Annotated in this window: 24 protein-coding genes and 1 pseudogene; 12 read left to right on the top strand and 13 right to left on the bottom strand. The window is 69.6% G+C overall.

From position 1 onward, the window contains the following. Positions 1–6 precede the first annotated feature (6 nt). A complete protein-coding gene (locus OG289_RS18920; RefSeq protein ID WP_327315206.1) occupies positions 7–591 on the top strand; it encodes an RBBP9/YdeN family alpha/beta hydrolase in 585 nt (194 codons plus the stop codon). A gap of 24 nt (positions 592–615) precedes the next feature. Here OG289_RS18920 and OG289_RS18915 read toward each other — a convergent pair whose 3' ends face one another. The 3 genes from OG289_RS18915 to OG289_RS18905 all read right to left on the bottom strand — a co-directional run bounded on the left by OG289_RS18915 (position 616) and on the right by OG289_RS18905 (position 2,917). Next, positions 616–1,416: a sugar phosphate isomerase/epimerase family protein gene (locus OG289_RS18915; RefSeq protein ID WP_327315205.1), complete on the bottom strand. Its 801-nt coding sequence runs from the start codon at positions 1,414–1,416 to the stop codon at positions 616–618. 74 nt (positions 1,417–1,490) lie between these two features. Then, positions 1,491–1,874, bottom strand: a complete 384-nt coding sequence (locus tag OG289_RS18910) for a hypothetical protein (RefSeq protein WP_327315204.1) — start codon at positions 1,872–1,874, stop codon at positions 1,491–1,493. Continuing rightward, entirely contained in the window at positions 1,871–2,917 is a 1,047-nt protein-coding gene (locus tag OG289_RS18905; RefSeq protein ID WP_327315203.1) for a LacI family DNA-binding transcriptional regulator, read from the bottom strand. The genes OG289_RS18910 and OG289_RS18905 overlap by 4 nt, the downstream gene beginning before the upstream one ends. Before the next feature lie 316 nt (positions 2,918–3,233). Between OG289_RS18905 and OG289_RS18900 the strand changes: the two genes are divergently transcribed. From OG289_RS18900 to OG289_RS18880, 5 genes are all read left to right on the top strand, one after another. Next, positions 3,234–4,385, top strand: coding sequence for a Gfo/Idh/MocA family protein (locus tag OG289_RS18900; RefSeq protein ID WP_327315202.1), 1,152 nt, complete (start codon positions 3,234–3,236; stop codon positions 4,383–4,385). Then, entirely contained in the window at positions 4,382–5,536 is a 1,155-nt protein-coding gene (locus OG289_RS18895) for a dihydrodipicolinate synthase family protein (protein WP_327315201.1), read from the top strand. Before OG289_RS18900 ends, OG289_RS18895 begins: the two co-directional genes overlap by 4 nt. Further along, entirely contained in the window at positions 5,533–6,372 is an 840-nt protein-coding gene (locus OG289_RS18890) for a sugar phosphate isomerase/epimerase family protein (protein WP_327315200.1), read from the top strand. Before OG289_RS18895 ends, OG289_RS18890 begins: the two co-directional genes overlap by 4 nt. 92 nt (positions 6,373–6,464) lie before the next feature. Next, positions 6,465–7,856: an AAA family ATPase gene (locus tag OG289_RS18885; RefSeq protein ID WP_327315199.1), complete on the top strand. Its 1,392-nt coding sequence runs from the start codon at positions 6,465–6,467 to the stop codon at positions 7,854–7,856. After that, positions 7,853–8,614 (top strand): HNH endonuclease, encoded by a 762-nt coding sequence (locus tag OG289_RS18880; RefSeq protein WP_327315198.1) that lies wholly within the window; start codon positions 7,853–7,855, stop codon positions 8,612–8,614. Before OG289_RS18885 ends, OG289_RS18880 begins: the two co-directional genes overlap by 4 nt. A 23-nt stretch (positions 8,615–8,637) precedes the next feature. Here the strand turns inward: OG289_RS18880 and OG289_RS18875 are convergent, their stop codons facing one another. Next, entirely contained in the window at positions 8,638–9,294 is a 657-nt protein-coding gene (locus OG289_RS18875; protein ID WP_327315197.1) for a class I SAM-dependent DNA methyltransferase, read from the bottom strand. Between the two features lie 75 nt (positions 9,295–9,369). After that, the gene (locus tag OG289_RS18870) at positions 9,370–9,870 is read right to left on the bottom strand and encodes a hypothetical protein (RefSeq protein ID WP_327315196.1); all 501 of its coding nucleotides are present in this window, start codon (positions 9,868–9,870) and stop codon (positions 9,370–9,372) included. Between the two features lie 204 nt (positions 9,871–10,074). On the opposite strand from OG289_RS18870, the gene OG289_RS18865 reads away from it, so the two are divergent. Continuing rightward, positions 10,075–10,824, top strand: coding sequence for a DUF6879 family protein (locus OG289_RS18865; protein ID WP_327315195.1), 750 nt, complete (start codon positions 10,075–10,077; stop codon positions 10,822–10,824). Positions 10,825–10,863: 39 nt separating this feature from the next. Continuing rightward, on the top strand, positions 10,864–11,715 hold the full coding sequence (locus OG289_RS18860; protein WP_327315194.1) for a helix-turn-helix domain-containing protein: 852 nt from the start codon (positions 10,864–10,866) through the stop codon (positions 11,713–11,715). Here OG289_RS18860 and OG289_RS18855 read toward each other — a convergent pair. Both OG289_RS18855 and OG289_RS18850 read right to left on the bottom strand, forming a co-directional pair. Then, positions 11,712–11,930: a DUF397 domain-containing protein gene (locus OG289_RS18855; RefSeq protein WP_327315193.1), complete on the bottom strand. Its 219-nt coding sequence runs from the start codon at positions 11,928–11,930 to the stop codon at positions 11,712–11,714. The two genes, OG289_RS18860 and OG289_RS18855, sit on opposite strands and share 4 nt — an antisense overlap. Further along, entirely contained in the window at positions 11,917–12,741 is an 825-nt protein-coding gene (locus OG289_RS18850; protein ID WP_327315192.1) for a helix-turn-helix domain-containing protein, read from the bottom strand. Before OG289_RS18850 ends, OG289_RS18855 begins: the two co-directional genes overlap by 14 nt. Before the next feature lie 371 nt (positions 12,742–13,112). On the opposite strand from OG289_RS18850, the gene OG289_RS18845 reads away from it, so the two are divergent. Next, positions 13,113–13,439: a hypothetical protein gene (locus OG289_RS18845; RefSeq protein ID WP_327315191.1), complete on the top strand. Its 327-nt coding sequence runs from the start codon at positions 13,113–13,115 to the stop codon at positions 13,437–13,439. Between the two features lie 41 nt (positions 13,440–13,480). On the opposite strand, the gene OG289_RS18840 is transcribed toward OG289_RS18845, so the two are convergent. The 6 genes and pseudogenes from OG289_RS18840 to OG289_RS18810 form a co-directional block, all read right to left on the bottom strand. Next, positions 13,481–14,689, bottom strand: a complete 1,209-nt coding sequence (locus OG289_RS18840; RefSeq protein ID WP_327315190.1) for an esterase/lipase family protein — start codon at positions 14,687–14,689, stop codon at positions 13,481–13,483. Between the two features lie 424 nt (positions 14,690–15,113). Then, positions 15,114–15,503, bottom strand: a complete 390-nt coding sequence (rbsD, locus tag OG289_RS18835) for a D-ribose pyranase (protein WP_327315189.1) — start codon at positions 15,501–15,503, stop codon at positions 15,114–15,116. After that, positions 15,500–16,480, bottom strand: a complete 981-nt coding sequence (locus OG289_RS18830; RefSeq protein ID WP_327315188.1) for a ribokinase — start codon at positions 16,478–16,480, stop codon at positions 15,500–15,502. Before OG289_RS18830 ends, rbsD begins: the two co-directional genes overlap by 4 nt. Before the next feature lie 67 nt (positions 16,481–16,547). Continuing rightward, a pseudogene (locus tag OG289_RS49690) lies at positions 16,548–18,565 on the bottom strand (ABC transporter permease/substrate-binding protein). Beyond that, the gene (locus OG289_RS18815; protein WP_327315187.1) at positions 18,555–20,093 is read right to left on the bottom strand and encodes a sugar ABC transporter ATP-binding protein; all 1,539 of its coding nucleotides are present in this window, start codon (positions 20,091–20,093) and stop codon (positions 18,555–18,557) included. The pseudogene OG289_RS49690 and the gene OG289_RS18815 overlap by 11 nt, the downstream one beginning before the upstream one ends. Beyond that, complete coding sequence (locus OG289_RS18810; RefSeq protein WP_327315186.1) at positions 20,090–21,115, bottom strand: LacI family DNA-binding transcriptional regulator; 1,026 nt, start codon at positions 21,113–21,115, stop codon at positions 20,090–20,092. The genes OG289_RS18815 and OG289_RS18810 overlap by 4 nt, the downstream gene beginning before the upstream one ends. A gap of 344 nt (positions 21,116–21,459) precedes the next feature. Between OG289_RS18810 and OG289_RS18805 the strand changes: the two genes are divergently transcribed. From OG289_RS18805 to OG289_RS18795, 3 genes are all read left to right on the top strand, one after another. Further along, positions 21,460–21,783, top strand: a complete 324-nt coding sequence (locus OG289_RS18805) for a hypothetical protein (RefSeq protein ID WP_327315185.1) — start codon at positions 21,460–21,462, stop codon at positions 21,781–21,783. Positions 21,784–21,888: 105 nt separating this feature from the next. Next, complete coding sequence (gene recD2 / locus OG289_RS18800; RefSeq protein WP_327315184.1) at positions 21,889–24,147, top strand: SF1B family DNA helicase RecD2; 2,259 nt, start codon at positions 21,889–21,891, stop codon at positions 24,145–24,147. 239 nt (positions 24,148–24,386) lie between these two features. Then, entirely contained in the window at positions 24,387–25,676 is a 1,290-nt protein-coding gene (locus OG289_RS18795; protein WP_327315183.1) for a citrate synthase, read from the top strand. The last annotated feature ends 462 nt before the right edge of the window (positions 25,677–26,138 follow it).

The raw sequence follows: 26,138 nt of genomic DNA, 5'->3' as shown, positions 1-26,138 counted from the left end.
GATGCCATGACCACCCGCTCCTTCCTCATCCTCCACGGCTGGCAGAACCGCCGCCCCAAGGACCACTGGCAGCACTGGCTCGCCGACCGCCTCACCGAGCTCGGCCAGGACGTCACCTACCCGCAGCTGCCCGACCCGGACGACCCCGCCCTGGAGGCGTGGCTGAGCGAACTGGAGCGGCATCTCGGAGAGTCGGCCGACGCCGACGAGCGGGTGGTCGTCGCCCACAGCCTCTCCGTCCCGCTCTGGCTGCACGCCGTCGCGCGGGAGACACCAGGGGTCGGCGAGGTGGACCGCGTCCTGCTGGTGGCTCCGCCGTCGGGCTCGGTGCTCGCCCGCTACCCCGAGGTCGCGGAGTTCGCACCCCCGCCGCTCACCGGGCTCGCACTCCCCACCCCCACCCGGCTGGTCGCCGGCGACGACGACCCGTACTGCCCGGAAGGCGCCCGGAGCGCCTACGGCGATCCCCTGGGCCTCCCCGCCGAACTCCTCCCCGGCGCCGCCCACCTCGACCTGGACGCGGGCTACGGTCCCTGGCCGTCGGTGCTGGAGTGGTGCACGGACGGGGAGGCGAAGTTCAGGGTGCGGTAGGTCATGACGCGGGGGCCGGCGGGCTCACGCGGAGTCGTTGAGCAGCCTTCCGAGATGCTTGCGCCCGCCGCCCAGCAGCCCCTCCAGCGGCTCGGCGGCCTCGTACCACCGCTTCTCGTACTCCCAGCACAGCCACCCGTCCCAGCCGTGCCGCGTCAGCACCTCCACGCACTCGGCGAGCGGCAGCACCCCGGCGCCGAGCGCCAGCGGGGTGGTGTCCTCGGCCGAGGCGATGTCCTTGACCTGCACGTATCCGAGATACGGCGAGAGCGCCGCGTACGTCTCCAGCGGCTGCTCGCCGCCCAGCCAGGTGTGCATGACGTCCCACAGCGCACCGACCTGCCGATGCCCGACCAGGCCGAGCACGCGCATCGCGTCCGCTCCGGTGCGGTGGGAGTCGTGGGTCTCCAGCAGGATGCGTACGCCGAGGTCGGCGGCGTACTCGGCGGCGGTGCCGAGCCGCCGGGCGGCGACGGCGTCGGCCTCGGCGGGGGACTGGTCGTCGGAGCCACCGGGAAAGACGCGGACGAAGGGCGCGCCGAGTGCGGCGGCGAGCTCGACGAGCGCCCGGATCTCCTCGATCACCGGCTCGTCGTCCCCCGGCGCTGCGACCCGCGCGTACCCCGCGAGCCCCAGCACCTCCACTCCGGCCGCCTTGAACGCGACGGCCACATCCTCCCGCTCGGCCGGAGGGAGCCCCGGGTGGACCGGTTCCTCCGGGTGGGCGCGCAACTCCACGCCGTGATAGCCGTGCGCGACAGCGAGCCGCAGCACCTCGGAAAGGGGCAGACCGGGAACACCGAGGGTGGAGAAGGCGAGCTTCATGGTGTCCACTGTCACCCGTGTGAGGGGTGCGGGTCCAGCGGAGCCGGGGGATCGCTGATCGTGGCTGGGGAACGTCAGCTCGCCACGCAGGCCCGGAACCGGCGCAGCAGCTCCCGCCCGGCCGGGCTCTCCGCGTCGAAGTCCTGGTTCCGCAGTTGCTCCGGAATGTCGTGCCCCCAGATGCGGGCTCCGTTGCACCGGAAGCAGAACGCGATCTCGAAGAGCGGATCGGGATCGCGTTCCTCGTAGGCGCGAATGCCCCAACCGGGGAGGAAGCAGCGGTACTTCGGACTGTCCGGCAGCCCGGCGACCAGGGCCAGGGCCTCCCGCACCTCCTCCCCGGCCCAGACCTCGACGACGTCGCCGCTCAGGCCCCGCGACGTGAGATGCCCGACGGGGTCGCCGATCCGCACGACCTCGACGAGTTCGGCCCGCTCGTGAGCCGGAGGCAGTATCAAGCCCGAGGCACCCCCGTGGACCCCCGCACCATCAACTCCCCCCGCACCGTGGCGATCCCGCCGGGCGGCGGCTCCTCGCGTCCCGTGGCGATGCGTCCGGCCCGGGCCCCCGCCTCGGCCAGCGGCAGTCGCACCGTCGTGAGGGAGGGCACCGCGTCGATGCTGAAGGGGAGGTCGTCGAAGCCGGCGACCGAGACGTCGTCCGGGATCCGCATCCCCGACTCGCGCAGCGCCGCGCACGCGCCCAGCGCGACGGAGTCGTTGGCGGCGACGACCGCCGTCAGGGACGGGTCCCGGCGCAGCAGTTCCAGCGTCGCCTCGTAGCCCGCCCGTCGGTCGTAGCGTCCGTGCACGGTCCAGCGCGGGTCCTCCTCGATGCCGGCCGCGGCCAGCGCCGCCCGGTGGCCCTCCAGCCGGTGCCGGGTCGTCGTCCGCTCCTCCGGGCCCGCGATGTAGCCGAGCCGCCGGTGCCCGAGCCTGATGAGGTGCTCGGTCAGCTCCCGCCCGCCCCCGCGGTTGTCGAAGGTCAGTGCGATCGCCGAGGTCTCCGGCGCCGGCGGCCGGCCGCACAGCACGATCCGCGTCCCCGCCTCGCCCAGTCTGCGCAGCTTCGCCGCAACCGCCGCCGCGTGCGGCTCGTTCTCCATGGCCCCGCCGGTCAGCACCACGGCCGCGGCCCGCTGCCGCTGAAGGAGGGTCAGATAGGTCAGCTCACGCTCCGGCGAGCCCCCGGTGTTGCAGACCACCGCCAGCCGCTCGCCCCCGGCCCGGCCGCCCGGCCCCCCGATCTCCCCCTGGATCGCACTCGCCATGATCCCGAAGAAGGGGTCGGCGATGTCGTTGACGAGGATTCCCACCAGGTCGGAAGTCGCCGCCGCCAGCGCGCTCGCCGGCCCGTTCAGCACGTAGTCCAGCTCGTCGACCGCCCGCAGCACCCGCTCCCGGGTGGAAGCGGCGACGGGGTAGTTCCCGTTCAGCACGCGCGACACCGTCGCGGGCGAGACCTGCGCGCGGGCCGCCACGTCCGCCAGGGTCACCGTCATCTCGTCGTCCTCCGGTCACGCATCTCGTCATACGTCATACGTTGTCGTACGTCGTCGTACGCCCTGGTAGACAGCAGCCGCGTGGGCGCGGTTCCGGGCGTGTCGAGCAGACCCTACGGCCCAACACCCCCGCTGTTCGCCCCCTCGAACAACTCGGGATGGACACGGTCTTGTCCGGACCGCTGGTCAGAGGCTAGCTTCTCCTTGGATAGAAAGCGCTTGCTGTAACGCTGATCAGGAAGAGGCGTACGCGGCGCGCACAACCGCGTACGAAGCGCGCAGGCATGCTGCGCACGACGCCTACGAAGGGATCGACGTGACACGCAAGACGGTGCGAATCGCCATGAACGGCGTGACGGGGCGCATGGGCTACCGCCAGCACCTCGTCCGCTCCATCCTGGCCCTGCGCGAACAGGGCGGCCTCGACCTCGGCGACGGCACCGTGCTGTGGCCGGAACCGATCCTCGTCGGCCGCCGCGAGCACGCGCTCAGGGCGCTGGCGGACCAGCACGGCCTGGAGCACATCTCCACCGACGTGGACGCGGTACTCGCCGACCCGACCGTCGACATCTACTTCGACGCCCAGGTGACGTCCGCCCGCGAGGAGGCGATCAAGAAGGCGATCGCCGCGGGCAAGCACATCTACACGGAGAAGCCGACGGCCACGGGTCTGGAGGGCGCCCTGGAGCTGGCCCGGCTCGCGGGCGAGAAGGGCATCAAGCACGGTGTCGTCCAGGACAAGCTGTTCCTCCCGGGCCTGCTCAAGCTGAAGCGCCTCATCGACGGCGGCTTCTTCGGCCGGATCCTCTCCATCCGCGGCGAGTTCGGCTATTGGGTCTTCGAGGGCGACTGGCAGGCCGCCCAGCGCCCGTCCTGGAACTACCGCGCCGAGGACGGCGGCGGCATCGTCGTCGACATGTTCCCGCACTGGGAGTACGTCCTGCACGAGCTGTTCGGCCGGGTGAAGTCCGTCCAGGCCATCGCCACCACCCACATCGCGCAGCGCTGGGACGAGAACGGCAAGCCCTACGACGCCACCGCCGACGACGCCGCCTACGGCATCTTCGAGCTCGACGGAGGCGCGATCGCCCAGATCAACTCCTCCTGGGCGGTCCGCGTCAACCGCGACGAGCTCGTCGAGTTCCAGGTCGACGGCACGGAGGGCTCGGCGGTCGCCGGCCTGCGCAACTGCCGCGTCCAGCACCGCAGCGCCACCCCCAAGCCGGTCTGGAACCCCGACATCCCCGCCACCGAGGTCTTCCGCGACCAGTGGCAGGAGGTCCCCGACAACGGTGAGTTCGACAACGGCTTCAAAGCCCAGTGGGAGCTGTTCCTCAAGCACGTCTACGCCGACGCCCCCTACCACTGGGACCTGCTGGCCGGCGCCCGCGGCGTCCAGCTCGCCGAGCTGGGCCTGAAGTCCTCGGCGGAGGGCCGCCGCCTCGACGTCCCGGAGGTCACGCTGTGACGATCCGACTCCCCGACTCCACAGGGACCTTGCGGACATACGAGCCCCGCACGGAACCCCTCGCCGTCACCACCGGCGCGCCCTTCACCTCCCGCACGGTCTTCTCGGCGGCGCACGTGGTCGCCGACCCGTTCGCGGACGTGTCGCCCGATTCCCCCGCCGCCGTCGACTGGGACGCCACCCTCGCCTTCCGCCGCCACCTGTGGTCCCACGGACTCGGCGTCGCCGAGGCGATGGACACCGCCCAGCGCGGCATGGGCCTGGACTGGGCGGGCGCGGCCGAACTGATCCGCAGATCCGCGGCCGAGGCCAAGGCGGTGGGCGGGCTGATCGCGTGCGGTGTCGGCACCGACCAGCTCACCGGCCCGGCGTCCCTCGCCGAGGTCCGGTCGGCCTACGAGGAGCAGCTCGCCCTCGTGGAGGAGTCGGGCGCCCAGGCGATCCTGATGGCGTCTCGCGCCCTGGCGGCGGCCGCTTCCGGCCCGGAGGACTACCTCGACGTCTACGGCCACCTGCTGCGCCAGTCCGCCGAGCCGGTGATCCTGCACTGGCTGGGCCCGATGTTCGACCCGGCGTTGGAGGGCTACTGGGGCTCGTCCGACCTGGACGCGGCCACGGACACCTTCCTGGAGGTCATCGCGGCCCACCCCGACAAGGTGGAGGGCATCAAGGTCTCCCTGCTGGACGCCCAGCGCGAGATCGACATCCGCCGCAGGCTGCCGCAGGGCGTCCGCTGCTACACCGGCGACGACTTCAACTACCCCGAGCTGATCGCGGGCGACGAGAAGGGCTTCAGCCACGCCCTCCTCGGCATCTTCGACCCGCTGGGTCCGCTGGCGGCGGAGGCGGTACGCGTCCTGGACACGGGGAACGTGGCGGGCTTCCGGGATCTCCTGGACCCGACGGTCGAACTCTCCCGCCACCTCTTCCAGACCCCCACCCGCTTCTACAAGACGGGCGTGGTCTTCCTGGCCTGGCTGGCCGGCCACCAGTCCCACTTCACGATGGTCGGCGGCCTCCAGTCGGCCCGCTCCCTCCCGCACTTCGCCCGCGCCTACGAACTCGCCGACGGCCTGGGCCTGTTCCCGGACCCGAAGCCGGCGGAGGAGCGCATGAAGAACCTGCTGGCCCTGTACGGAGTGAACCAATGACCGCTAGTGCCGACCTGACCCGCTTCAGCATCAACCAGATGACGGTGAAGCAGCTGTCCATGCCCGAACTCGTCGACGCCTGCCGTGAGTTGGGCGTGACGAACGTCGGCCTGTGGCGCGAGCCGGTGCAGACGTACGGCCTGGAGGCGACCGCGAAGCTGGTCCGCGACGCGGGCCTGACGGTGACGACGTTGTGCCGCGGCGGCTTCTTCACGGCGATCGACCCGGCCGAGCGGACGGCGGCCCTGGCCGACAACCGCCGAGCCATCGACGAGGCCGCGACCCTGGGCACCGAGGTGCTGGTCCTCGTCTCCGGCGGCCTCCCGTCCGGCTCGAAGGACCTGCACGGCGCGCGGGAGCGCATCGCGGACGCGCTGGCGGAGCTCGGCCCCTACGCCGAGAACCACGGGGTGAAGCTGGCCATCGAGCCACTCCACCCCATGTACGCCTCCGACCGCTGCGTGGTCTCGACCCTCACCCAGGCCCTGGACCTCGCGGAACGCTTCCCGGCCCACCAGGTCGGCGTCACGGTGGACACGTACCACATCTGGTGGGACGACCAGGCCCCCGCCCAGATCGCCCGCGCGGGCGCCTCCGGTCGCATCCACACCTTCCAACTCGCCGACTGGACGACGCCGTTGCCCGAGGGCGTGCTGAACGGCCGCGGCCAGATCGGCGACGGCGCGATCGACATGCGCGAATGGCAGGCCTACGTGGAGGCGGCCGGCTACACCGGCGCCATCGAGGTCGAACTGTTCAACGACGTGCTGTGGGCACGCGACGGCCGCGAAGTGCTGGCGGAGACGGCGGCACGGTTCGTGGAGCACACGGCGTAGTGACGCCCGAGCGGCCTGCCCGTGCGCGGGGGACGGGCAGGCCACGGCCGTAGGATCGGGCAGGACACCCGAACGAACGGACGCCGACGCCCATGTACGTCAGCCGGATCATCGTGCAGGACATCAAGTCCTTTCACGGTCCCCGTCAGGTCGACCTCACCCTGACGCGCCCCGACGGCAGTCATGCGGGGTGGACGGTGCTCGCGGGCCGCAACGGCTCGGGCAAGACGACGCTGCTGCGGGCGATGGCGTTGGCGCTGAGCGGACCGGCGGTGGCCCGCAGTCTGATGCCGGGGTTCGAGAACTGGGTGACGCAGGGAGCCAGGGTGGCCCGGCTCGAAGTCGAGATCACCCGGGACACGGGGCACGACCGGTTCTCCCAGGGGCGCCCGCCCAGCGGCTCCTTCAGGGCGGGGCTCGCATGGTCCGTACCGCCCAAGGGCTATCAACCCGCACTGGACGAACTCGTCTACACCAGGGCCCGGACCAGCATCGCCCGCCGCGGCCCCTGGGCGGACAACCCGGAGGGTTGGTTCTGCGCGGCCTACGGGCCGTTCCGGCGGATGGCCGGAGGCTCCGGCGAGGTGCAGCGGTTGATGCTGGCGTCCGGGCCCGTGGCCAGGCAGGCGAGCCTCTTTCACGAGGACGCCTCGCTCGCCGAAGGGGTCGCCTGGCTGATCGAGCAGCATCTGCGCGCGCTGGAAGGCAGAGGGGGCGCCGCCGGGCTGAAGGCGTTCGCACTGGCGCTCCTCGGGGACGGGCTCCTGCCGGACGGGTACCGGATCATGGACGTCGACTCCGAGGGCCTGTGGGTCGAGCGTCAGGGCAGTCGCTTTCCGCTGCGGGAGATGAGTGACGGATTCCGGACCGTGGCGGCCCTTGTCGTCGACATCCTCAAGCAGTTCCACGACGTGTTCGGTGCCGACCTCTGGGAGTCCAACCTCTGGGAGGCCAGAGGCAATTCGATCGCGTTGATGACCCCAGGCGTCGTCATCATCGACGAGATCGACGCCCATCTGCACGTCTCCTGGCAGCGCCGGATCGGTCCGTGGCTGACCGCCCACTTCCCCCGCATCCAGTTCATTGTCACCACCCACAGCCCGTACATCTGCCAGGCCGCGGATCCCGGCGGCCTGATCCGGCTGCCCGGCGTGGACGAGGCGCGCCCGCCCGAGGTCATCGACCAGGACCTGTACGACCGGGTGGTGTACGGCAGCGGCGACGACGCGGTTCTCTCGGACCTGTTCGGCCTGGACACCCCGTACTCCGAGAGGGCCGAACAGGCCAGGGCCGAGTTCGTGGACCTGGAGGCACAGATCTACGACGGGGCCACGTCCCCCGAGTCGCTCGCCCGCTACCAGGAACTGAAGGAGCGGCTCACCAGTTCGCCGTCGGCCCGCGTGGACGAGGTGTCGGCCCACCTCCACCGGCTGGCGGAAGAGATCGCTGACGGCGGGGAGGACGAGGAGGGCGGGGAGGAGTGATCCGGCTGCCGCGTGCCGCCCTGTCGCCGGTCACGATGGCGAGACTGGGGGACTACACCGAGGACATCCGGCAGCAGCCCACAGCGGAGGCCCGCAAGGCCAGGGCGAAGGACCTATGGGCGAACCGCCGACAGGTCCGCCCCGCACTCGCCACCGCCCTGGCGGAGATGGCTCCCGGTCACGAACGCTGCATGTACTGCGGTGACAGCCAGGGCACGGACATCGACCACTTCGAGCCGAAGAGCCTCACTCCGCTGCGCACGTTCGACTGGCTCAACCACCTGCTCGCCTGCTCGTACTGCAACAGCAACCAGAAACGGAACCGGTTCCCGACCACGGCCGAGGGCAACCCCCTGCTCGTAGACCCGACGGCCGAGGACCCTTTGGACCACCTGCACCTGGTGCTCCCGCTCGGAACGTACCGGGGACTGACCGACCGGGGCCGGGCCTGCATCGACGTGTTCGGCCTCAACGCCAGGGCGGTCCTGGTCAAGGGACGTATGGACGCCTACGCGACGGCCGGGTACTCCATCGAGCTGTGGCGCATAGCCATGGACAAGGGCCAGCGCGAGAAGGCCACGGAGATCGTCCGGGTCGCCTGGAACCGCCCCCTCGTCGACGTCCTGGTCGCCATGTTCCACCAGTCCGGGCACCCGTCGGCCGACGCCCTGTTCGTCGGGGAGGACGACGTACTCACCCTCCTCCGAGATCCCGAACTGCGAGCCGCGTTCCTGGACTTCAAGGGCTTCAGCCCCTGACGCGACCGCCCTTTGGATGCCGCTCAGTCCGCCTCCGCACGCACGATCAGTGTGCCGATGTGTCCCGGCTTCGGCGCGTCGAGCACATACGCCCGGGCCCGGGCGAAGCCGGCCCGGGTGAGCAGGCGCTCCCAGACGGCGGGGCGGTAGCTGTAGCGGTAGGTGAACATGGCCTTGCCCGCAAAGCCCCCCTTATACATGCCCTGCGGCCCGTACGCCCCCGGGATGGCCGGAGGCTGCGAGAAGACGAAGACACCGCCCGGGTTGAGCCGCCGACGGACGAGCGGGAAAAGACGGCCGGGGTCGGTGAACCAGGCCGCGCCGAAGATCGAGTAGATCGCGTCGTAGGCGTCCTCGCAGGCACGCAGATACTCCAGGACCTCCGCGCGCACGAACACCGCACCGGTGTCGCCCCACTTCTCGGCGGTCTTCTCCACCATGACCGGTGACAGGTCGACGCCTCGCGCACGGATGCCGAGCCCGGCGAGGTGGGCGAGCGCCCGCCCGGTTCCGCAGCCGATCTCCAGTACGGAGGCGGGGGTGCCGAGAAGCTCGGGCCCGGGGCCGTGTCCGGCGTACTGGGTCCAGTGGAACACCGGTTCGGCGTCCTCCTTGAAGGCGGTCTCGGCGTATGTGTTCCACAGATCGGTCTCGGCGACGAGGTCGTGTTCGGCGGGCAAGTTCGGGTTCCTCCTCGGACGAGCGGTCCACAGGCGGGCCGCGGCCCTGTGAGGCAGCGGCCCGTCTGCGCGGGCTCAGTGGCTGTCGGGGACCTTGTTGTCACACGGCGAGCAATCCGCGCCGTCGATGGCCCACAGCTCCTCGTCGACGGCGAAGCCGATGGACTTCAGAAAGTCCGCAGTGCGCAGGCACAGGCCGTCCCTGCGGCGCTGGATGAACGGGGCGTGGTGCTTGTACCGGCCCTCGTTGTAGACGTCGCACAGGGCCCACCAGACCGGAGTGTCGAGGATGAGCTGGTGGACGCCGATGTCGACGAGTTTGCCGACACCGAGGTGCACTTCGGGGTGCTCGATGCAGCCGATGGTGTACATGACGGCGTTGGCAAGGACGCGTTCGGCCATGTCACGGACCATTGTGTGGTCACGCAGCAGCAGGGCGACCTCGCGGTCCCACAGGGGCATGTCGCTGTCGAGCACGTTGACGGTCAGATGCCTGACGTGCGGTCGGACGGCATTGAGGAGTTCCTTCGGATCCCGAGTGCGGGTGCTCGTGGGACGGTCCAGTGTGACGGTCATTGGATTCCTCCTTCGGCGCGTTCTGCGTGAACCGGAGCGTAGGAGAAGTCAGGCGACCGGCCCGAGACGATTTTCTCGGGTTTTCTCGCCCCCTTCGTTGTTTTTCTCGTCTTTTCTCGCGAGGGTGGGGGAGACCCGTGGTCGCGACTCAACTGCCAGGTCACGCTGGGCAGGTCGGTCGGCTCACAGGCGAAGGGAATGTCCATGGCGCGACGGCTGCGTTTCAACGGCACGGGTAGCGGAGAGGGCGGCTGCCCGGCCGTCCATGAGGACCTCGACACCGGCGAGGTCATTGTCCAGGGACGCCCCCTCACTGACGCCACCGATCTAAAACGGCTCCAGTTCTTCGATCCGGACAACGAAGTCGCGGTGATCGTGCCGCGCAACACGCTGGTCGACTTCGGGCCGCGTGACGACACTCCAGTCGTCATCGGCCTTGACGCGTTCACCGGTCTCTTCGAGAAGTTCGCCCACACGGCACGGCGCTTGGAAACCCGACGCCGATACGCCTCGGACGAGGAGACCGACACCTACGCCCAGTTCATGCGCGGCGAGGCACCCACCTGGGACATGCACACTCCCTGGTGCACAACGATCCGACGGCAGGTAGCCCAGGGCGCGCGTGTAGAACGGGTCCGTGTCATCGACCAACCGGCCACCACAGGCCAGCGTTACCTGCTGGCCCATGCGGAGAAGAACACGGCGCTCGGCGAGCAGGTCCACAACCTGTCACGTGACGACGCCGTTCGCCTGTACCTGTCGGACGAGGACTTCTGGATCTTCGACGCCCGGTTGGTTGCACTGCTCGCCTTCGACGCCGCCGACAACCTCGAAGGCGCGCAACTCATCACCGAGCCGACAGCGGTCAATCGGTACCTTCAGGCGTGGGACGCCGCGTGGCACTACGCCGTCCCGTACGAACACTTCGCGGTCTCGACGACCGCGCAGGAGTAGAGAACAGGAAGAGAACAGGAAGAGAACAGGCGGGATCCGGTGAGTACCGACTACCAGCAGGCGCGGGTGGCCCTCGGGGCACGGCTCCGTGAACTCCGGCTCGGCGCGCCTGGTGGTCGGCTCACCGCATCCGAACTCGCAAGGCGTCTCGGCTGGCCGAACTCGAAGATCTCCAAGCTCGAGCTGGGCAACCAGACGGCCGCCTCCGAAGACCTGCGTGCCTACGCGGATGCCGTCGGCCAACCGGAGACGTATCCCGAACTCCTCGCTCGTCTCCGTGGGTTCGAGTCACACATCCGGTCGTGGAGACGTCAGACAGCCGGCGGAAACCGCCCCGTACAAGAGGCGCACAACACCGCGCAGGCGAACGCCCGCACGCTGCGTGCCTGGGAGTCGTCGTGGATCGTCGGCATCCTCCAGACACCCGAGTACGCACGCTCCGTACTCTCCCGATTCGCCGACCTTCACCAGTCGCCACGCGACATCGACGACGCCGTGCGCGCTCGAATGAAACGCCGGGAACTCCTCTACGCGTCCGGCAGGCGCTACCACATCATCTTGTGGGAGCCCGTCCTGCGCGCATTGATCTGCCCGCCTTCGGTGCTCGCGGCGCAGCTGAGCCACCTGAGCGGAGTCGTCGGCCTGGAGACGGTGGAACTGGGGATCGTCCCGTCCGGCGCACCCCTGAAGCTGCCACCGGGTTCGGGCTTCTGGATCTACGACGACCACCAGGTCGTCACGGAGACGTGGCACGCGGAGCTGTGGATCGAGGACGACGACGCCGTGGCCACGTACCTGCGCGTCTGGAGCACGCTCAGGGAGTCCGCGGTGTACGGCACCGACGCACACAACCTGATCAACGCGGCGCGACGGTCACTGAACCCGGGTTAGAGACTGCCGACCTTGACCGCGCCGACGAACTCCGACCAGCCGCGCCCCGAGAAGACCACCACCGGGCCGCTGACGGCCTTGCTGTCACGGACGGGCACGCGGACGTGGCCACGCGCGACCTCAAGGCACTCGCCCTGATTGCCGCCGCTGTAGCTGGACTTGTACCAGCCGGTGAGAGCGGATGAGTCGGAGAGCGTGTGCTCACTGTTGACCATGTGCGTGTTCCTCTGCTGCCGACCTGACGATGGCCAGTGACTCCTGCTGTGACAACGCGTCACTCAGCGCTAGAGCGTAGGCCGTCTGGCTGGCGGCCACCAGCGCCGGATCATCCATCAAGTTGCCGGTGAGGAAGCCTTCGGCGTAGGCAACGGGGGCGGAGTCCTCGAAGCTCATGAGTGTGAGCAGGCTCTGCTGGAGCGGGTGAGCCCCGACAGCGTTCGATAGTACGTGGAGCCTCAGCCGTCCCATCTCTGCCATGTCCGCGATCTTGTGCAGCTGTTCGGCCATGACCTGTCGGCCACCGACACGGCGTCTTAGCACGGCCTCGTCGAGCAGCGTCCAGACAACCGGCTTCAACGGCCCGTCCAGAATTCGGGCACGCTCTGTTCGAATGACAACTTCCCTGTCAAGTTCCTCGGCGGAGTGGTTGGGCCGGTACGCGCTGAACACGGCCCGTGCATAGTGGGGGGTCTGCAACAGGCCAGGAACCAGGGTGAGGGCGAACTGCTGGATCAGGGTGGCCTGTCGTTCCAGTTCAGCTGCCGCAGCGAAGCTGCTGTCGTACTTGCTGTCCAAGTCCTCCAGCCAGCGTGCGAAGAACCCATCCGTGCCCAGTACTCGGTCGATCCGCTGCGCGTCGTCAGGCTTCGGCAACCGCCTGCCCGCCTCGAAGTGGCTGATCAGTGTGGGCGAGCACACGACCTGGTCGCCCAGTTCCTCCTGCGTGAGGTCGGCTGCCGTCCGCCGCAGCCTCAGTTCCTCCCCGTACTTCTCCCGTTGCGTCCGAGGTGTTCGAGGCTTCGGCATGCTGCCAACTCCCAACTTGACGAATGCGTTGTCAACCTCCAGGCACTAGCAGAGTAGCCATCGCCGACCCCACGCTGTGAGTGATTCACAACAGAGCGAAGTCATCGCAGGTGGAAGCAGGTTGACGTGACACGTCTGATCGCCCGGTTCTTCAGGACGTTCGGGAGGTTCTCCCCGACGCGCAGGCACCACGGCACGCCGCCCGCGCCGTCCGTCCCGCCCCTCTGTCCGTACTCGTGCCCCTACGTCGGTGGCCCGACGGCCCACGGCACGGGAGAGCGCCCGCCGCCTGACGTGTCGCCTGACGTGCCGTCCGCCGTTCGCGGAGTGGGCGTCGGCTCGCTGTTCTGGCCTCGTGTGGGGAGCGACGGGTGAGCGGCGCGGGACGCGAGGAGCCGGCCGCCCGCCTGTTGCCCTGGACGGGGCCCGAGGGCAAGCCCTGCTATCTCGTGGGCGACGGGACGGGCTATGTGTGGCGGATGGCGGACGACGTCGAGTGCGTACAACTCGGCATGGCGGACGCCCTCCTCGGCCACGCCGACGCCCTCCTCGCGGAGCAACGGGCGACCGGCGCCGAACTCCGCTACCTCGCCCGGCGGCTCGTCGAGTCCTTGCGGGACGTCAGGAGGGTGGCCGAGAGCCGGGGAGCGCGGCTCGGTGGGCGGAGTGAGGACGGGGCCGCCCTCCGCCGGGTGTGAGCGGACGGGGCGGCCCCGGTGGTGCAAGGCGCGGGGATCGGTCAGTCAGGGAGGCGGGCCAGCAGCCAGTTGCAGAGTTCCTCGGTGATGGCCGTGTGCTCGGTGGTCGTGGACGAGCAGAGGAACTCGTCCAACTCGCTCTCGTGCGAGGGGAGTTCGTTGATCTTCGTGTACAGGTCCTCTTGCCGCTCGACGTCACGGATGGCGACCGCGCTCACCGACGGGACGAAGCACACCTCCTCGTGCCGCAGGTCCACCGTGCCGCCGAGCTTCACCATCGTGTCGGCGAGGATCTTGTACGTGTGCAGCGTGCCGCCCGGTGAGCCGTCCAGCTCCGGGAAGCCGCTGGTCGTGATGGTCTTCTCGGCCGAGGGGAACCTCCGGTTCAGGTAGGCCACCGTCACGTCGTCGCCCTGGGCCTGGGTGTAGAAGGTGGTGCCGGGGTAGATCCGGTCGATCCGCAGCGCGACGTCGCCGGGCGGTACGTCGGGCAGGCCGACCCCGTCGGCGCGGCCGTTGGCGACGGCGATCTTGCTCGGGATCATCGGCCAGCCGCCGAACCGCTCCAGCGCGGTCAGGAACTCCGTGCGCTCCGGGGCGACCCCGATCTTGCCGGTGTCCCTGTCGTAGTGCCGCCACAGCATCTGGCGCGCGGCCGGACTGTCCATCTGCTTGGCGAAGTCGTTCGGGAAGGGGATGAAGTACGAGAACGCCTGCACGCCGACGGGGATGGAGGCGCCGCGGTGCGGGCTGTCGTACGAGAAGTACAGCGCGGTCTGGTGGTCCATCCTCTGCGTCTCCAGCTTGGCCAGCGCGTAGCGGGTGACGATGCCGCCCATGCTGAAGCCGCCGACGACCAGTGGGGCGTTGCCGTGCCGCTCGGCGATGGCCTGCATGATGGCGGCCTCGGCCGCCTGCGCGTTGTCCAGGATGGACGCGCTGCGCTCCTCGTAGCCGAGCAGGATCACGTCCCTGCCGCGCCGGCGCAGCTCGCTGACGAACGGGTAGCCGCCCTCCAGGCCCTGGTAGAGCTTGTCGAGCTCGCTCCGGCCGAGATTGAAGCCGTCGGCCATGAGCACGGGCCGGACGAGACCACCGGTGTCGTTGCCCTCGCCGGGGAAGATCCAGGCGAAGCCGTTCGGCAGCGTCCATTCGTCGTGCTCCGGCACCTCGACCGGGGTGGAGGGTTCGGTGGTCAGCGGATCGCCGAGGGTGAACGTACCGGCGTTGGGCTCGGTCGTTTCGGACATGGTCGTACTCCTGGTGGGAGAGGCGGGGGAGACAAGGTCATCATGCGGGAAAATTCCGGCATATCGCCCACCTGACCTGGGGGGTTCACCGTAAATGATGGAATATGCACGGGATTGTTTGATACATCCGGTATATCCCGTTGGCTTGTTCTCTTCGCTCACCTGTTCCGCACCGAATGCATGCCGAATTCACTGCGAAAGATTCCCCGAAGACCGTGCAACCCTTACCGCCCCATGCGTGTCGTACATGGCATCAGGGCTTCTGGAGGGGGATCCGGGGGGGATCACGGGGGTTCTGGTACGGAGGGGAAAAGCCGAGGGGGCCCGGTCGACGGACCGGACCCCCTCGAGGCTTTCGCAGACCCGAGGCGTGCGGGGACCCGAAGGTCGCGCAGGCCTCAGGCGAACGTCGCTCGCGCAGGCCTCAGAAGAACACCCCGCACCGCAACAGCACGTTCGCGTACGGTCGCGCCTCGCCCGTGCGCACCACGAGCCGCGCCCCCGCCGACAGCCTCTTCAGCTCCTCGTGCGGGACCAGGGCCAGTGCGGGAAAGTGCCCGTCCAGCAGAGCGGCCGCCGCCGGATTCGCCTCCCGGACCTCTGTCGCCGCCGTGGCGCCCTCCACGGCCAGCTCGGCGAGCAGCCCCTCGACCACCTCCGCGAACGACGGCACCCCCGCACGGAAGGCGAGGTCCACGACCCGGGGACCGTCCGGTATCGGCATGCCGGCGTCGCACACCAGCACCCCGTCCCCGTGCCCCAACTCGGCGATCGCTCCGGAGAGATGACGGTTGAGGATCCCGGCCTTCTTCACAGGGACTCACCTCGCCGAGCAGCGGCGACAGCCCCGGGCGCGCTGTCCGGCTCCCGCTGATGGCCCAGCGAGGCCACCTCCTCCGCCGTGGGGAAGGAGTCCTGCGCGCCACGCCGGGTCACCGCCGCCGCCCCGACCCGCGCCGCGAACGCCGCCGCCTCGGCCAGGGACGAACCCGTGCCCAGCTTCCACGCCAGCGCCGCCGTGAAGGAGTCGCCCGCACCGGTGGTGTCCACGGCCGCCACCTCCACGGACGGCACCAGCACCACACTCTCCGCCGAGGCCACCAGCGCGCCCTGCGAACCCAGCGTCACGACGACCGACTTCGGACCCTTCGCGAGCAGGGCCCGCGCCCAGTCCTCGGGTCGGTCACCGGCCCCTGCGTCTGCCCCGGCCTCTCCGAGGATCACCTTCGCCTCGTGCTCGTTGACGATCAGCGGGTCGCAGGCCGCCAGCACCTCGGCCGGCAAGGGGCGCGGCGGGGAGGGGTTCAGCACGAAGCGGCTGTCCGGCGCCAGGCTTCGTACGACCTCGACCACCGTCTCCAGGGGGATCTCCAGCTGGGCCGACACCACGCGGGAGGTGTGGAACAGGCGGGCTGCCGCCCGTACGTCCTGCGGCGTCAGCCGGCCGTTCGCGCCCGGCGACACCACGATGCTGTTGTCGCCCGACGGGTCCACGGTGATCAGCGCGACCCCGGTCGGCGCCCCGCCCACCAGCACGCCCACCGTGTCGACCCCGGCCGCCCGCTGCGAGTCGAGCAGCAGCCGGCCGTACGCGTCGTCGCCGACCCGGGCCAGCAGGGCCGTACGGGCACCCAGACGGGCCGCCGCGACGGCCTGGTTCGCGCCCTTGCCGCCCGGGTGGACGGCCAGGTCGGAGCCGAGGACGGTCTCCCCGGCCCCCGGCCGCCGCTCGACTCCGATCACCAGGTCGGCGTTGGCCGACCCTACGACCAGCAGGTCGTAGCCGTGCATCGTTGTGTTTCCTTACGTCGGTTCGTCGTCCCGTTCGAGGACGCCGTCAGGCTGTTCGAGGAGGACGTCAGGAGGAGAACTCGGCGACGTTCTCCTTGGTGACGACCTTGACCGGGACCTTGATCGTGGCGTCGACCTTCTTGCCCTCGGCGGCCTTCACGGCGTTCTGCACGGCCAACTCGCCCAGCAGCTTGGGCTGCTGCGCCACCGAGGCGAACAGCGTGCCCGCCTTGACCGCCGTCAGGCCGTCCGGCGTGCCGTCGAAGCCGACGACCTTGACCGACTTGCCGGCCTTGCTGCCCAGGGCCTTGATCGCGCCGAGCGCCATCTCGTCGTTCTGCGCGAAGATGCCGTTCACGTCCGGGTGGGCCTGCAGCAGGTTGGTGGTGACGTCCAGGCCCTTGGTGCGGTCGAAGTCGGCCGGCTGCGAGGCGACGATCTTTATGCCCGGGTAGGCCTTCAGACCCTCGGTGAAGCCCTTGCCGCGCTCGTTGGCGGCCGAGGTGCCGGAGGTGCCCTGCAGGACCAGGATGGTGCCCTTGCCGCCGAGCTGGTCGGCGATCGCCTTGGCGGCGAGCTTGCCGCCCGCGACGTTGTCCGAGGCGACGGTGGTGGCGACCGAGGCGTCGTTGACGGTGCGGTCGGCGGCGACGACCGGGATGTTCGCGTTGTTGGCGGCCTTGACGGACGGGCCCGCGGCATCGGAGTCCACCGGGTTGATGATGATCGACTTCACGTTCTGGCTGGTGAAGTTCTCGATCTGGTTGGCCTGCTGAGAGGCGTCGTTCTGGGCGTCGGTGACGGTGAGGGAGACGCCCTCCTTCTTCGCCTCGGCCTGGGCGCCCTCCTTCAGCTGCACGAAGAAGGGGTTGTTGAGGGTGGAGACCGACAGGCCCACCTTCAGGTCGGAGGAGCTCGACGACCCGGAGTTGCAGGCGGTGGCGGTGAGGGCGAGCGCGGCGACGGCGGCTGCGGTGACCGAGATCTGCTTCGTACGCATGGCTGTTCCTTGCGGGTGAGGGTGAGGGTGAGGGTGAGGGTGAGGGTGAGGGTGAGGGTGCGGCTTCGGGTGGAGACCCGGGGGAGGGGAGAGCGGAGACACGAGGTCGGCTAGGCGCGCCGGCGAAGCGTGTCCAGGAGGACGGCGAGCGCGATGACGACGCCGATGACCACCTGCTGCCAGAAAGCGGAGACCGACAGCAGGTTGAGGCCGTTGCGGAGCACCGCGAGGATCAGCGCGCCGATGAGCGTGCCTGATGCCTTGCCGACGCCACCGGAGAGGCTGGCGCCGCCGATCACCACCGCGGCGATGGCGTCGAGTTCGTATCCGTACGCCGCCTGCGGCTGCGCCGAGGCCAGCCGGGAGGCGAGGACGATTCCCGCCACGGCCGCGAAGCCGCCGGCCAGGGCGTAGATGACCAGCTTCTGGCGCTTGACGCGGATGCCGGAGAGCCGGGCGGCTTCCTCGTTGCCGCCGATGGCGTACATGGTGCGGCCGATGTACGTGCGGTTCAGGATCACGGCGGTGATCAGGCCCGTCACGATCATCACCAGGACCGGCACCGGCAGCCAGCCGCCGATGGTGGTGCCCAGGTTGGACACCGAGTCGGGGAAGGCGATCGGGCTGCCCTGCGAGATGACCAGGGCAAGACCGCGGCCCACCGACAGCATGGCGAGGGTCGCGATGAAGGGCGGCAGCTTGCCGAAGGAGATGAGCGCGCCGCTGACCAGGCCGCAGACGACGCCGGTGCCGATGGCGAGCAGGACCGCGATCCAGACCGGGAGGCCCTGGTCGGTGGCGGTCCAGGCCAGGACGGTGGCGGAGAGCGCGGCGACCGAGCCGACCGACAGGTCGATGCCGGCCGAGACGATCACGAAGGTGACACCGAAGGCCAGGATCGCGGTGACGGCCGCCTGGACGCCGACGTTGAGGAGGTTCTGGGTGGCCAGGAAGTCGCCGGACAGGAACGACATCGCCACGGCCAGGACGACCAGGGCGCTGAGAGCACCGTTGTTGAGGAGCATGCGGCGCAGTGCGGGGGCACTGCCCGTGGTCGTACTGCTCTTGAGCGTGTCAGTGGCCACGGGAGACCTCCACATCCTTTGCTGCTGTGTTCGTTGCCGCACTCGCGCTGACGGCCAGCGCCATGACGGCGTCCTGTGTTGCTTCCTGGGCGAGGAGTTCGCCCGCGATCCGGCCCTGGGACATGACCAGGACGCGGTCGCTCATGCCCAGCACCTCGGGGAGGTCGCTGGAGATCATCAGAACGGCGTGCCCGGAGGCGGTCAGTTCGTTGATCAGCTGGTAGATCTCGACCTTGGCGCCCACATCGATGCCGCGGGTCGGCTCGTCGAGGATCAGCACCTTGGTGTCGGCCAGCAGCCATTTGCCGATGACGACCTTCTGCTGGTTGCCGCCGGACAGTGTCCGTACGTGCTGGTGCAGTCCGGCCATACGGACCTTGAGCTGCCCGGAGATCCGGTCGGCGGCCCGCCGCTGCCCGGCCCGGTCGACGAAACCCGCGCGGGTGGAGCGGCCCAGCGTGACCAGGCCGAGGTTCTCCTGCACGGTGGCGTCAAGGACCAGGCCCTGACCCTTGCGGTCCTCGGGGACGAGGCCGATCCCGGCGTCCATGGCGGCGTTGACGTCATACGGGCGAAGCGGGCTGCCCTGCACCTCGACGGTGCCGGAGTCGTACCGGTCGGCGCCGAAGACGGCGCGTACGACCTCGGTACGGCCGGCACCGACCAGGCCCGCGAGGCCCACGACCTCACCGGCCCTGACCTCGAAGTCGATGTCGTGGAAGGTGCCGGCCCGGGTGAGGCCGCGGACCTTGAGCAGCGGCGCCCCGGCGTCGGCGCGTTCACGCGGGTACTGCTGCTCGATGCTCCGCCCGACCATGAGCCGTACGAGCTCGTCCTCGGGGGTGCTCGCCGGGACCTGGTCGACGCTGCGGCCGTCGCGCAGGACGGTGACGCGGTCGCCGAGGGCGGCGATCTCCTCCAGGTGGTGGGTGATGAAGACGATGCCGACGCCGTCGTCCCGCAGCTTGCGCACGATGCGGAACAGCTTGTCGACCTCTTCGGTGGTCAGGACGGCGGTGGGCTCGTCCATGATCAGGACGCGGGCGTCGAGGCTCAGCGCCTTGGCGATCTCGACCATCTGGAGCCGGGCGATGCCCAGTTCGCGCACCTGGACGCGCGGGTCGACATCGACACCGACGCGGGCGAGGAGCCGGGCCGCTTCGGCGTTCATCCGCTTGCGGTCGATGAGGCCGAAGCGGCGCGGCTGGCGGCCCAGGAAGATGTTCTCGGCGACGCTGAGGTCGGGGACGAGGTTGAACTCCTGGTAGATGGTGGCGATGCCGAGCCGCTCGGCGTCCTGCGCGCCGTGGATGCGGGTCTCGGTGCCGTCGACCAGAACGCGGCCCTTGTCGGGGCGGTAGGCGCCGGAGAGCATCTTGATGAGGGTGCTCTTGCCCGCTCCGTTCTCGCCGAGCAGCACATGCACCTCGCCGCGGCGCAGATCGAAGTCCACGCTGTCGAGTGCGACGACGCCGGGAAAGGTCTTGCGTATCCCTTCGATACGCAGCAACTCGTCTGGATGGCTCACGTGGTGCTCCTCAGGTCCTTCGGCGAAGAAGCGGCCTCGCCGCACGAGCGGCGTACGACGAGACGGGCGGGGAGGGTGACGGACTCGGGGGGCCGTCCCTCGATGAGGTCGACCAGGGCGCGTACGGCGGCGCGCCCCAGCTCGCCCGTGGGCTGGGCGATCGCGGTGATCGGCGGATCGGTGTGCACGAACCAGCGGATGTCGTCGAACGCGGCCAGCGCGATGTCCTCTGGCACCCGCAGCCCGCGCGCGCGGATGGCGTCGAGCGCGCCCAGGGCCATCAGGTTGTCCATGGCGAACACGACCTCGGGCGGCTCGGGCAGGTCGAGGAAGCCCTCGGTGACCCGCCGTCCGCTCTCGGCCTGGAAGTCGCCCTGGCCTATGTAGGCGTCCGGGAGGGGGATCCCGTACTCCGCCAGGGCCTCCCTGAAGGCCTCGACGCGCTCGCTTCCGGTGGTGGTGGCGGCGGGGCCCGCGATGATCGCGAGCCGCCGGTGCCCGAGCCCGTGCAGGTGGGCCACGAGGTCGCGTACGGCCTCCCGCCCGTCCGCCCGGACGACGGGCACGTCCACGCCGGGGATCCACCGGTCCACGAAGACCATCGGGGTCCGGCCGCGCGCGGCGTCCAGCATCAGCGGCGAGGCCCCCTCGGTGGGGGAGACCAGCAGACCGTCGATCCGGCGGTCCAGCAGGGTCCGCACGTGGTGGTCCTGAAGGTCGGGCCGTTCGTCGGCGTTGCCGATGATGACGCTGTACCCGAGCGCGCGGGCCTCCTCCTCGACGGAGCGGGCCAGCTCGGTGAAGTAAGGGTTCATCACGTCGCTGATGACCAGGCCGAGAGTGCGGGTCTGGTCGGTGCGCAGCGACCGGGCGACGGCGTTCGGGCGGTAGCCCAGCGCCTCGACGGCGGCCAGCACGCGCGTGCGTGCGTCGTCGCTGACCGACGGATGGTCGTTCAGGACGCGCGACACCGTGGCGACGGAGACCCCCGCCTCGGCAGCGACGTCCTTGATGCTCGCCATCGCCGCTCCACCTCCTCGTGGACTCGGTTCATGAACGTCGTGGAATCGATTACATCGACGTGTATGGAGGATTGGAATCGATTACACGGGGGTTAATCAAGCCTCCGGCGTGGCTGAAACCGGATCGTGATGAACGGTGGCGCGAAGCGATCAAGGGGCCTGTCCGGCGGATCGCACCGCAGACGCGGGGCGCGGCACGCACCAGCGGGGGACTCCCATCCCCCGCTCACCCGCACTGATCGGGCACCGCGCTTTTCCTGCGGCCTGATCCGCCGGCAGGCCCTAGGCTGCCTCTGTCCGTCACGGGTGGCATGCCCGTGCCAATCAACAGGGGAGAATCAGATATGCGCGCAGGCCGGATACTCGGTGCGTCCATGGGGGCGGCCGCCCTGGTCGGTACCTCGTTCGTCGTCGCCACCCCCGCAGCCGCGGCGAGCTGCACGGCCAAGGCCCTCGAGACCGTGATCATTCGGTCCACGACGAGCACCAGCGGCACGGCCCTCGCCCAGATCAACAAGGGTTCGAGCGCGTCGGCGGACTGCACGATGCACTACGCCACCTCCTCTTACGAGAAGTGCGGCATCATCAGCAAGCGCTGGGTGAAGGTCACGAGGAGCGGCGTCACCGGCTATGTGGTCGGCACCTGCGTGACGGTCGACCAGGTCTGACCCGGGCTCCCGGCGCCGAGCCGCGCGGCACCGACAGATCCGACCGGACCGACCGGACCGACAGATCCGACCGGGCCTGTCAGTGCCGGGCGGTACCGTCGGATCATGTCCCAGCAGACGGGGGCCGCCCAGGGGGCGGAGGAGCGGCGGCTCGCGACGCTCGAAGGCGTGCTCGAACGCATCACGTACGCGAACGAGGAGAACGGCTACACGGTCGCCCGGGTGGACACCGGCAGAGGCGCCGGCGACCTGCTCACGGTCGTCGGCGCGCTGCTCGGCGCGCAGGTGGGGGAGTCCCTGCGCATGGAGGGCCGCTGGGGCTCCCATCCCCAGTACGGCAAGCAGTTCACCGTCGAGAACTACACGACCGTGCTGCCCGCCACGGTCCAGGGCATCCGCCGCTACCTGGGATCCGGCCTGGTCAAGGGCATCGGTCCGATCTTCGCCGACCGCATCACACAGCACTTCGGCATGGACACCCTGAAGATCATCGAGGAGGAGCCGAAGCGCCTCGTCGAGGTCCCCGGCCTCGGCCCCAAGCGCACCAAGAAGATCGCCGACGCCTGGGAGGAGCAGAAGGCGATCAAGGAGGTCATGCTCTTCCTCCAGACCGTCGAGGTGTCCACCTCCATCGCCGTGCGCATCTACAAGAAGTACGGGGACGCCTCGATCTCCGTCGTGAAGAACCAGCCCTACCGGCTGGCGGCCGACGTCTGGGGCATCGGCTTCCTCACCGCCGACAAGATCGCCCAGTCCGTCGGCATCCCGCACGACAGCCCGGAGCGCGTCAAGGCGGGCCTGCAGTACGCGCTGTCCCAGGCCACCGACCAGGGCCACTGCTACCTCCCCGAGGAGCGGCTGATCGCCGACGCGGTGAAGCTGCTCCAGGTCGACACCGGCCTCGTCATCGAGTGCCTCGCCGCACTCGCGACACCGCCGGAGGAGGGCGAGGACCCCGGAGTCGTACGGGAGAAGGTCCCGGCGCCCGACGGCGGGGAGCCTGTCACGGCCATCTACCTGGTCCCCTTCCACCGCGCCGAACTCTCCCTCTCCGCCCAGCTGTTGCGCCTGCTGCGCACCGGCGAGGACCGGATGCCGGCCTTCCGTGACGTTGCCTGGGACAAGGCGCTGGCCTGGCTGAAGACCCGCACGAAGGCCGAGCTCGCGCCCGAGCAGGAGGCCGCCGTCAAGCTCGCGTTGACCGAGAAGGTCGCCGTGCTCACCGGCGGCCCCGGCTGCGGCAAGTCGTTCACCGTGCGTTCGATCGTGGAGCTGGCCCGCGCGAGGAAGGCCAAGGTCGTGCTGGCCGCCCCCACCGGCCGCGCCGCCAAGCGGCTGGCCGAGCTGACCGGCGCCGAGGCCTCCACCGTCCACCGCCTGCTGGAGCTCAAGCCCGGTGGCGACGCGGCCTACGACCGCGACCGCCCGCTGGACGCCGACCTGGTGGTCGTCGACGAGGCCTCGATGCTGGACCTGCTCCTCGCCAACAAGCTGGTCAAGGCCGTGCCGCCGGGCGCGCACCTGCTCTTCGTCGGAGACGTCGACCAGCTGCCCAGCGTCGGCGCGGGCGAGGTGCTGCGCGACCTGCTCGCCGCCGACAGCCCCGTCCCGGCCGTGCGCCTCACGCGCGTGTTCCGCCAGGCCCAGCAGTCGGGCGTGGTGACCAACGCGCACCGGATCAACGCCGGGCAGCACCCGGTCACCGACGGCATGAAGGACTTCTTCCTCTTCGTCGAGGACGACACGGAGGAGGCCGGCCGCCTCACGGTGGACGTGGCCGCCCGCCGTATCCCGGCCAAGTTCGGCCTCGACCCGCGCCGGGACGTCCAGGTGCTCGCGCCCATGCACCGCGGTCCCGCCGGCGCGGGCGCCCTCAACGGCCTGCTCCAGCAGGCCGTCACGCCCGGCCGCCCCGACCTCCCCGAGAAGCGGTTCGGCGGCCGGGTCTTCCGTGTCGGCGACAAGGTCACCCAGATCCGCAACAATTACGACAAGGGGAAGAACGGTGTCTTCAACGGCACCGTGGGCGTGGTCACCTCGCTCGATCCGGTCGACCAGCGCCTCACGGTACTGACGGACGAGGACGAGGAGGTTCCGTACGAGTTCGACGAACTGGACGAACTGGCCCACGCGTACGCGGTGACCATCCACCGTTCACAGGGAAGTGAATATCCCGCCGTGGTGATCCCCGTCACCACAGGGGCATGGATGATGCTCCAGCGGAACCTTCTGTATACGGCCGTCACCCGCGCGAAGAAGCTGGTCGTGCTCGTCGGCTCACGCAAGGCGATCGGCCAGGCGGTGCGCACGGTCTCGGCGGGCCGCCGCTGCACGGCCCTCGACTTCAGGCTCGCGGGCCGGTGAACCCCTGAGGCCGGTCAATGACCACCGGCCACAAAAAATGATCGATCAAATGAGTCACAAAGGTCACAGTGGACTTCCGCAACCGTGACGAAGGCGGCAGGATGAGCTGGTTGGCGGCACTGAGTGCCGCCGATGAGCCCAATGGTCGACCCCGAGTGCACTCTCCTGCGCCAAATGGGGGATGGTAGAGACAGTCAGGGCAACCTCGAAGAAGAGGCACAACGTCGGTGAGGGATGACGTGAGCGACAACTCTGTAGTACTGCGGTTCGGCGACGGCGAGTACACCTACCCGGTGATCGACAGCACCGTCGGCGACAAGGGCTTCGACATCGGGAAGCTTCGCGCCCAGACCGGTCTGGTGACCCTGGACAGCGGCTACGGCAACACCGCCGCCTATAAATCCGCCATCACCTACCTTGACGGCGAACAGGGCATCCTCCGGTACCGCGGCTACCCGATCGAGCAACTGGCCGAGCGGTCGACCTTCCTCGAGGTCGCCTACCTGCTGATCAACGGCGAGCTGCCGACCGTCGACGAGCTCGCCGTGTTCAAGAGCGACATCACGCAGCACACCCTGCTGCACGAGGACGTCAAGAACTTCTACCGCGGCTTCCCGCGTGACGCCCACCCGATGGCCATGCTGTCGTCGGTGGTCTCCGCGCTGTCCACGTTCTACCAGGACAGCCACAATCCGTTCGACGAGAAGCAGCGCAACCTCTCCACGATCCGGCTGCTCGCCAAGCTCCCGACGATCGCGGCGTACGCCTACAAGAAGTCGATCGGCCACCCGTTCGTCTACCCGCGCAACGACCTCGGCTACGTCGAGAACTTCCTGCGCATGACGTTCTCGGTGCCGGCGCAGGAGTACGACCTCGACCCGGTCGTCGTCTCCGCGCTCGACAAGCTGCTGATCCTGCACGCGGACCACGAGCAGAACTGTTCGACGTCCACGGTCCGCCTGGTCGGCTCGTCCCAGGCGAACATGTTCGCGTCGATCTCGGCCGGCATCTCCGCCCTGTGGGGCCCGCTGCACGGCGGCGCCAACCAGTCCGTGCTGGAGATGCTCGAGGGCATCCAGACCAACGGCGGCGATGTCGACTCCTTCATCCGCAAGGTGAAGAACAAGGAGGACGGCGTCCGCCTGATGGGCTTCGGCCACCGGGTGTACAAGTCCTTCGACCCGCGCGCGAAGATCATCAAGGCGGCGGCGCACGACGTCCTCTCGGCCCTCGGCAAGTCCGACGAGCTGCTGGACATCGCGCTGAAGCTGGAGGAGCACGCGCTCTCCGACGACTACTTCGTCTCGCGCAACCTCTACCCGAACGTCGACTTCTACACCGGCCTGATCTACCGCGCCATGGGCTTCCCGACCGAGATGTTCACGGTCCTCTTCGCCCTCGGCCGCCTCCCGGGCTGGATCGCCCAGTGGCACGAGATGATCAAGGAGCCGGGCTCCCGCATCGGCCGCCCCCGCCAGATCTACACGGGCGTCGTCGAGCGCGACTTCGTGCCGGTCGAGGAGCGCTGACTCCTGCCGGTGGGGGCGCCTTCACCGGGCGCCCCATTACTGGGACTGAGTGGCTTCGCTTCCGGGCTGTCGCCTCGGTGTGGGGCTGCGGTGTCCTGGGTCTGTGGCCGGGGGTCCGGGGGTTGTCCCCCGGGCGGGCACGGCCACGGGCGTCGTCGAGCGCGACTTCGTGCCGGTCGAGGAGCGCTGACTCCTGCCGGTGGGGGCGCCTTCACCGGGCGCCCCGTCAACGGGCAGGTGCGGCCGCGGGCGTGGTCGGGCCCGACTTCGTGCCGGTCGAGGAACGCTGAGCTTCGTGTGCCGCCTCACCCAGGCAGGGCAACTGCCTGGGTGAGGCGGCACCTTGCTTTGCGTAAGGCATACGGAAGGCGCCCCGGCGCCGGTCCCCCCACGGGCCGACGACCAGGGCGCCTTCCCATGTCCCGGTGCGGATTCCCCCCACGGGATCCGGCCGGGCGTTGT

It is taken from the genome of Streptomyces sp. NBC_01235 (assembly GCF_035989285.1).
Taxonomy (GTDB): Bacteria; Actinomycetota; Actinomycetes; order Streptomycetales; family Streptomycetaceae; genus Streptomyces.
This window is presented reverse-complemented; position numbering and strand designations above follow the sequence as displayed.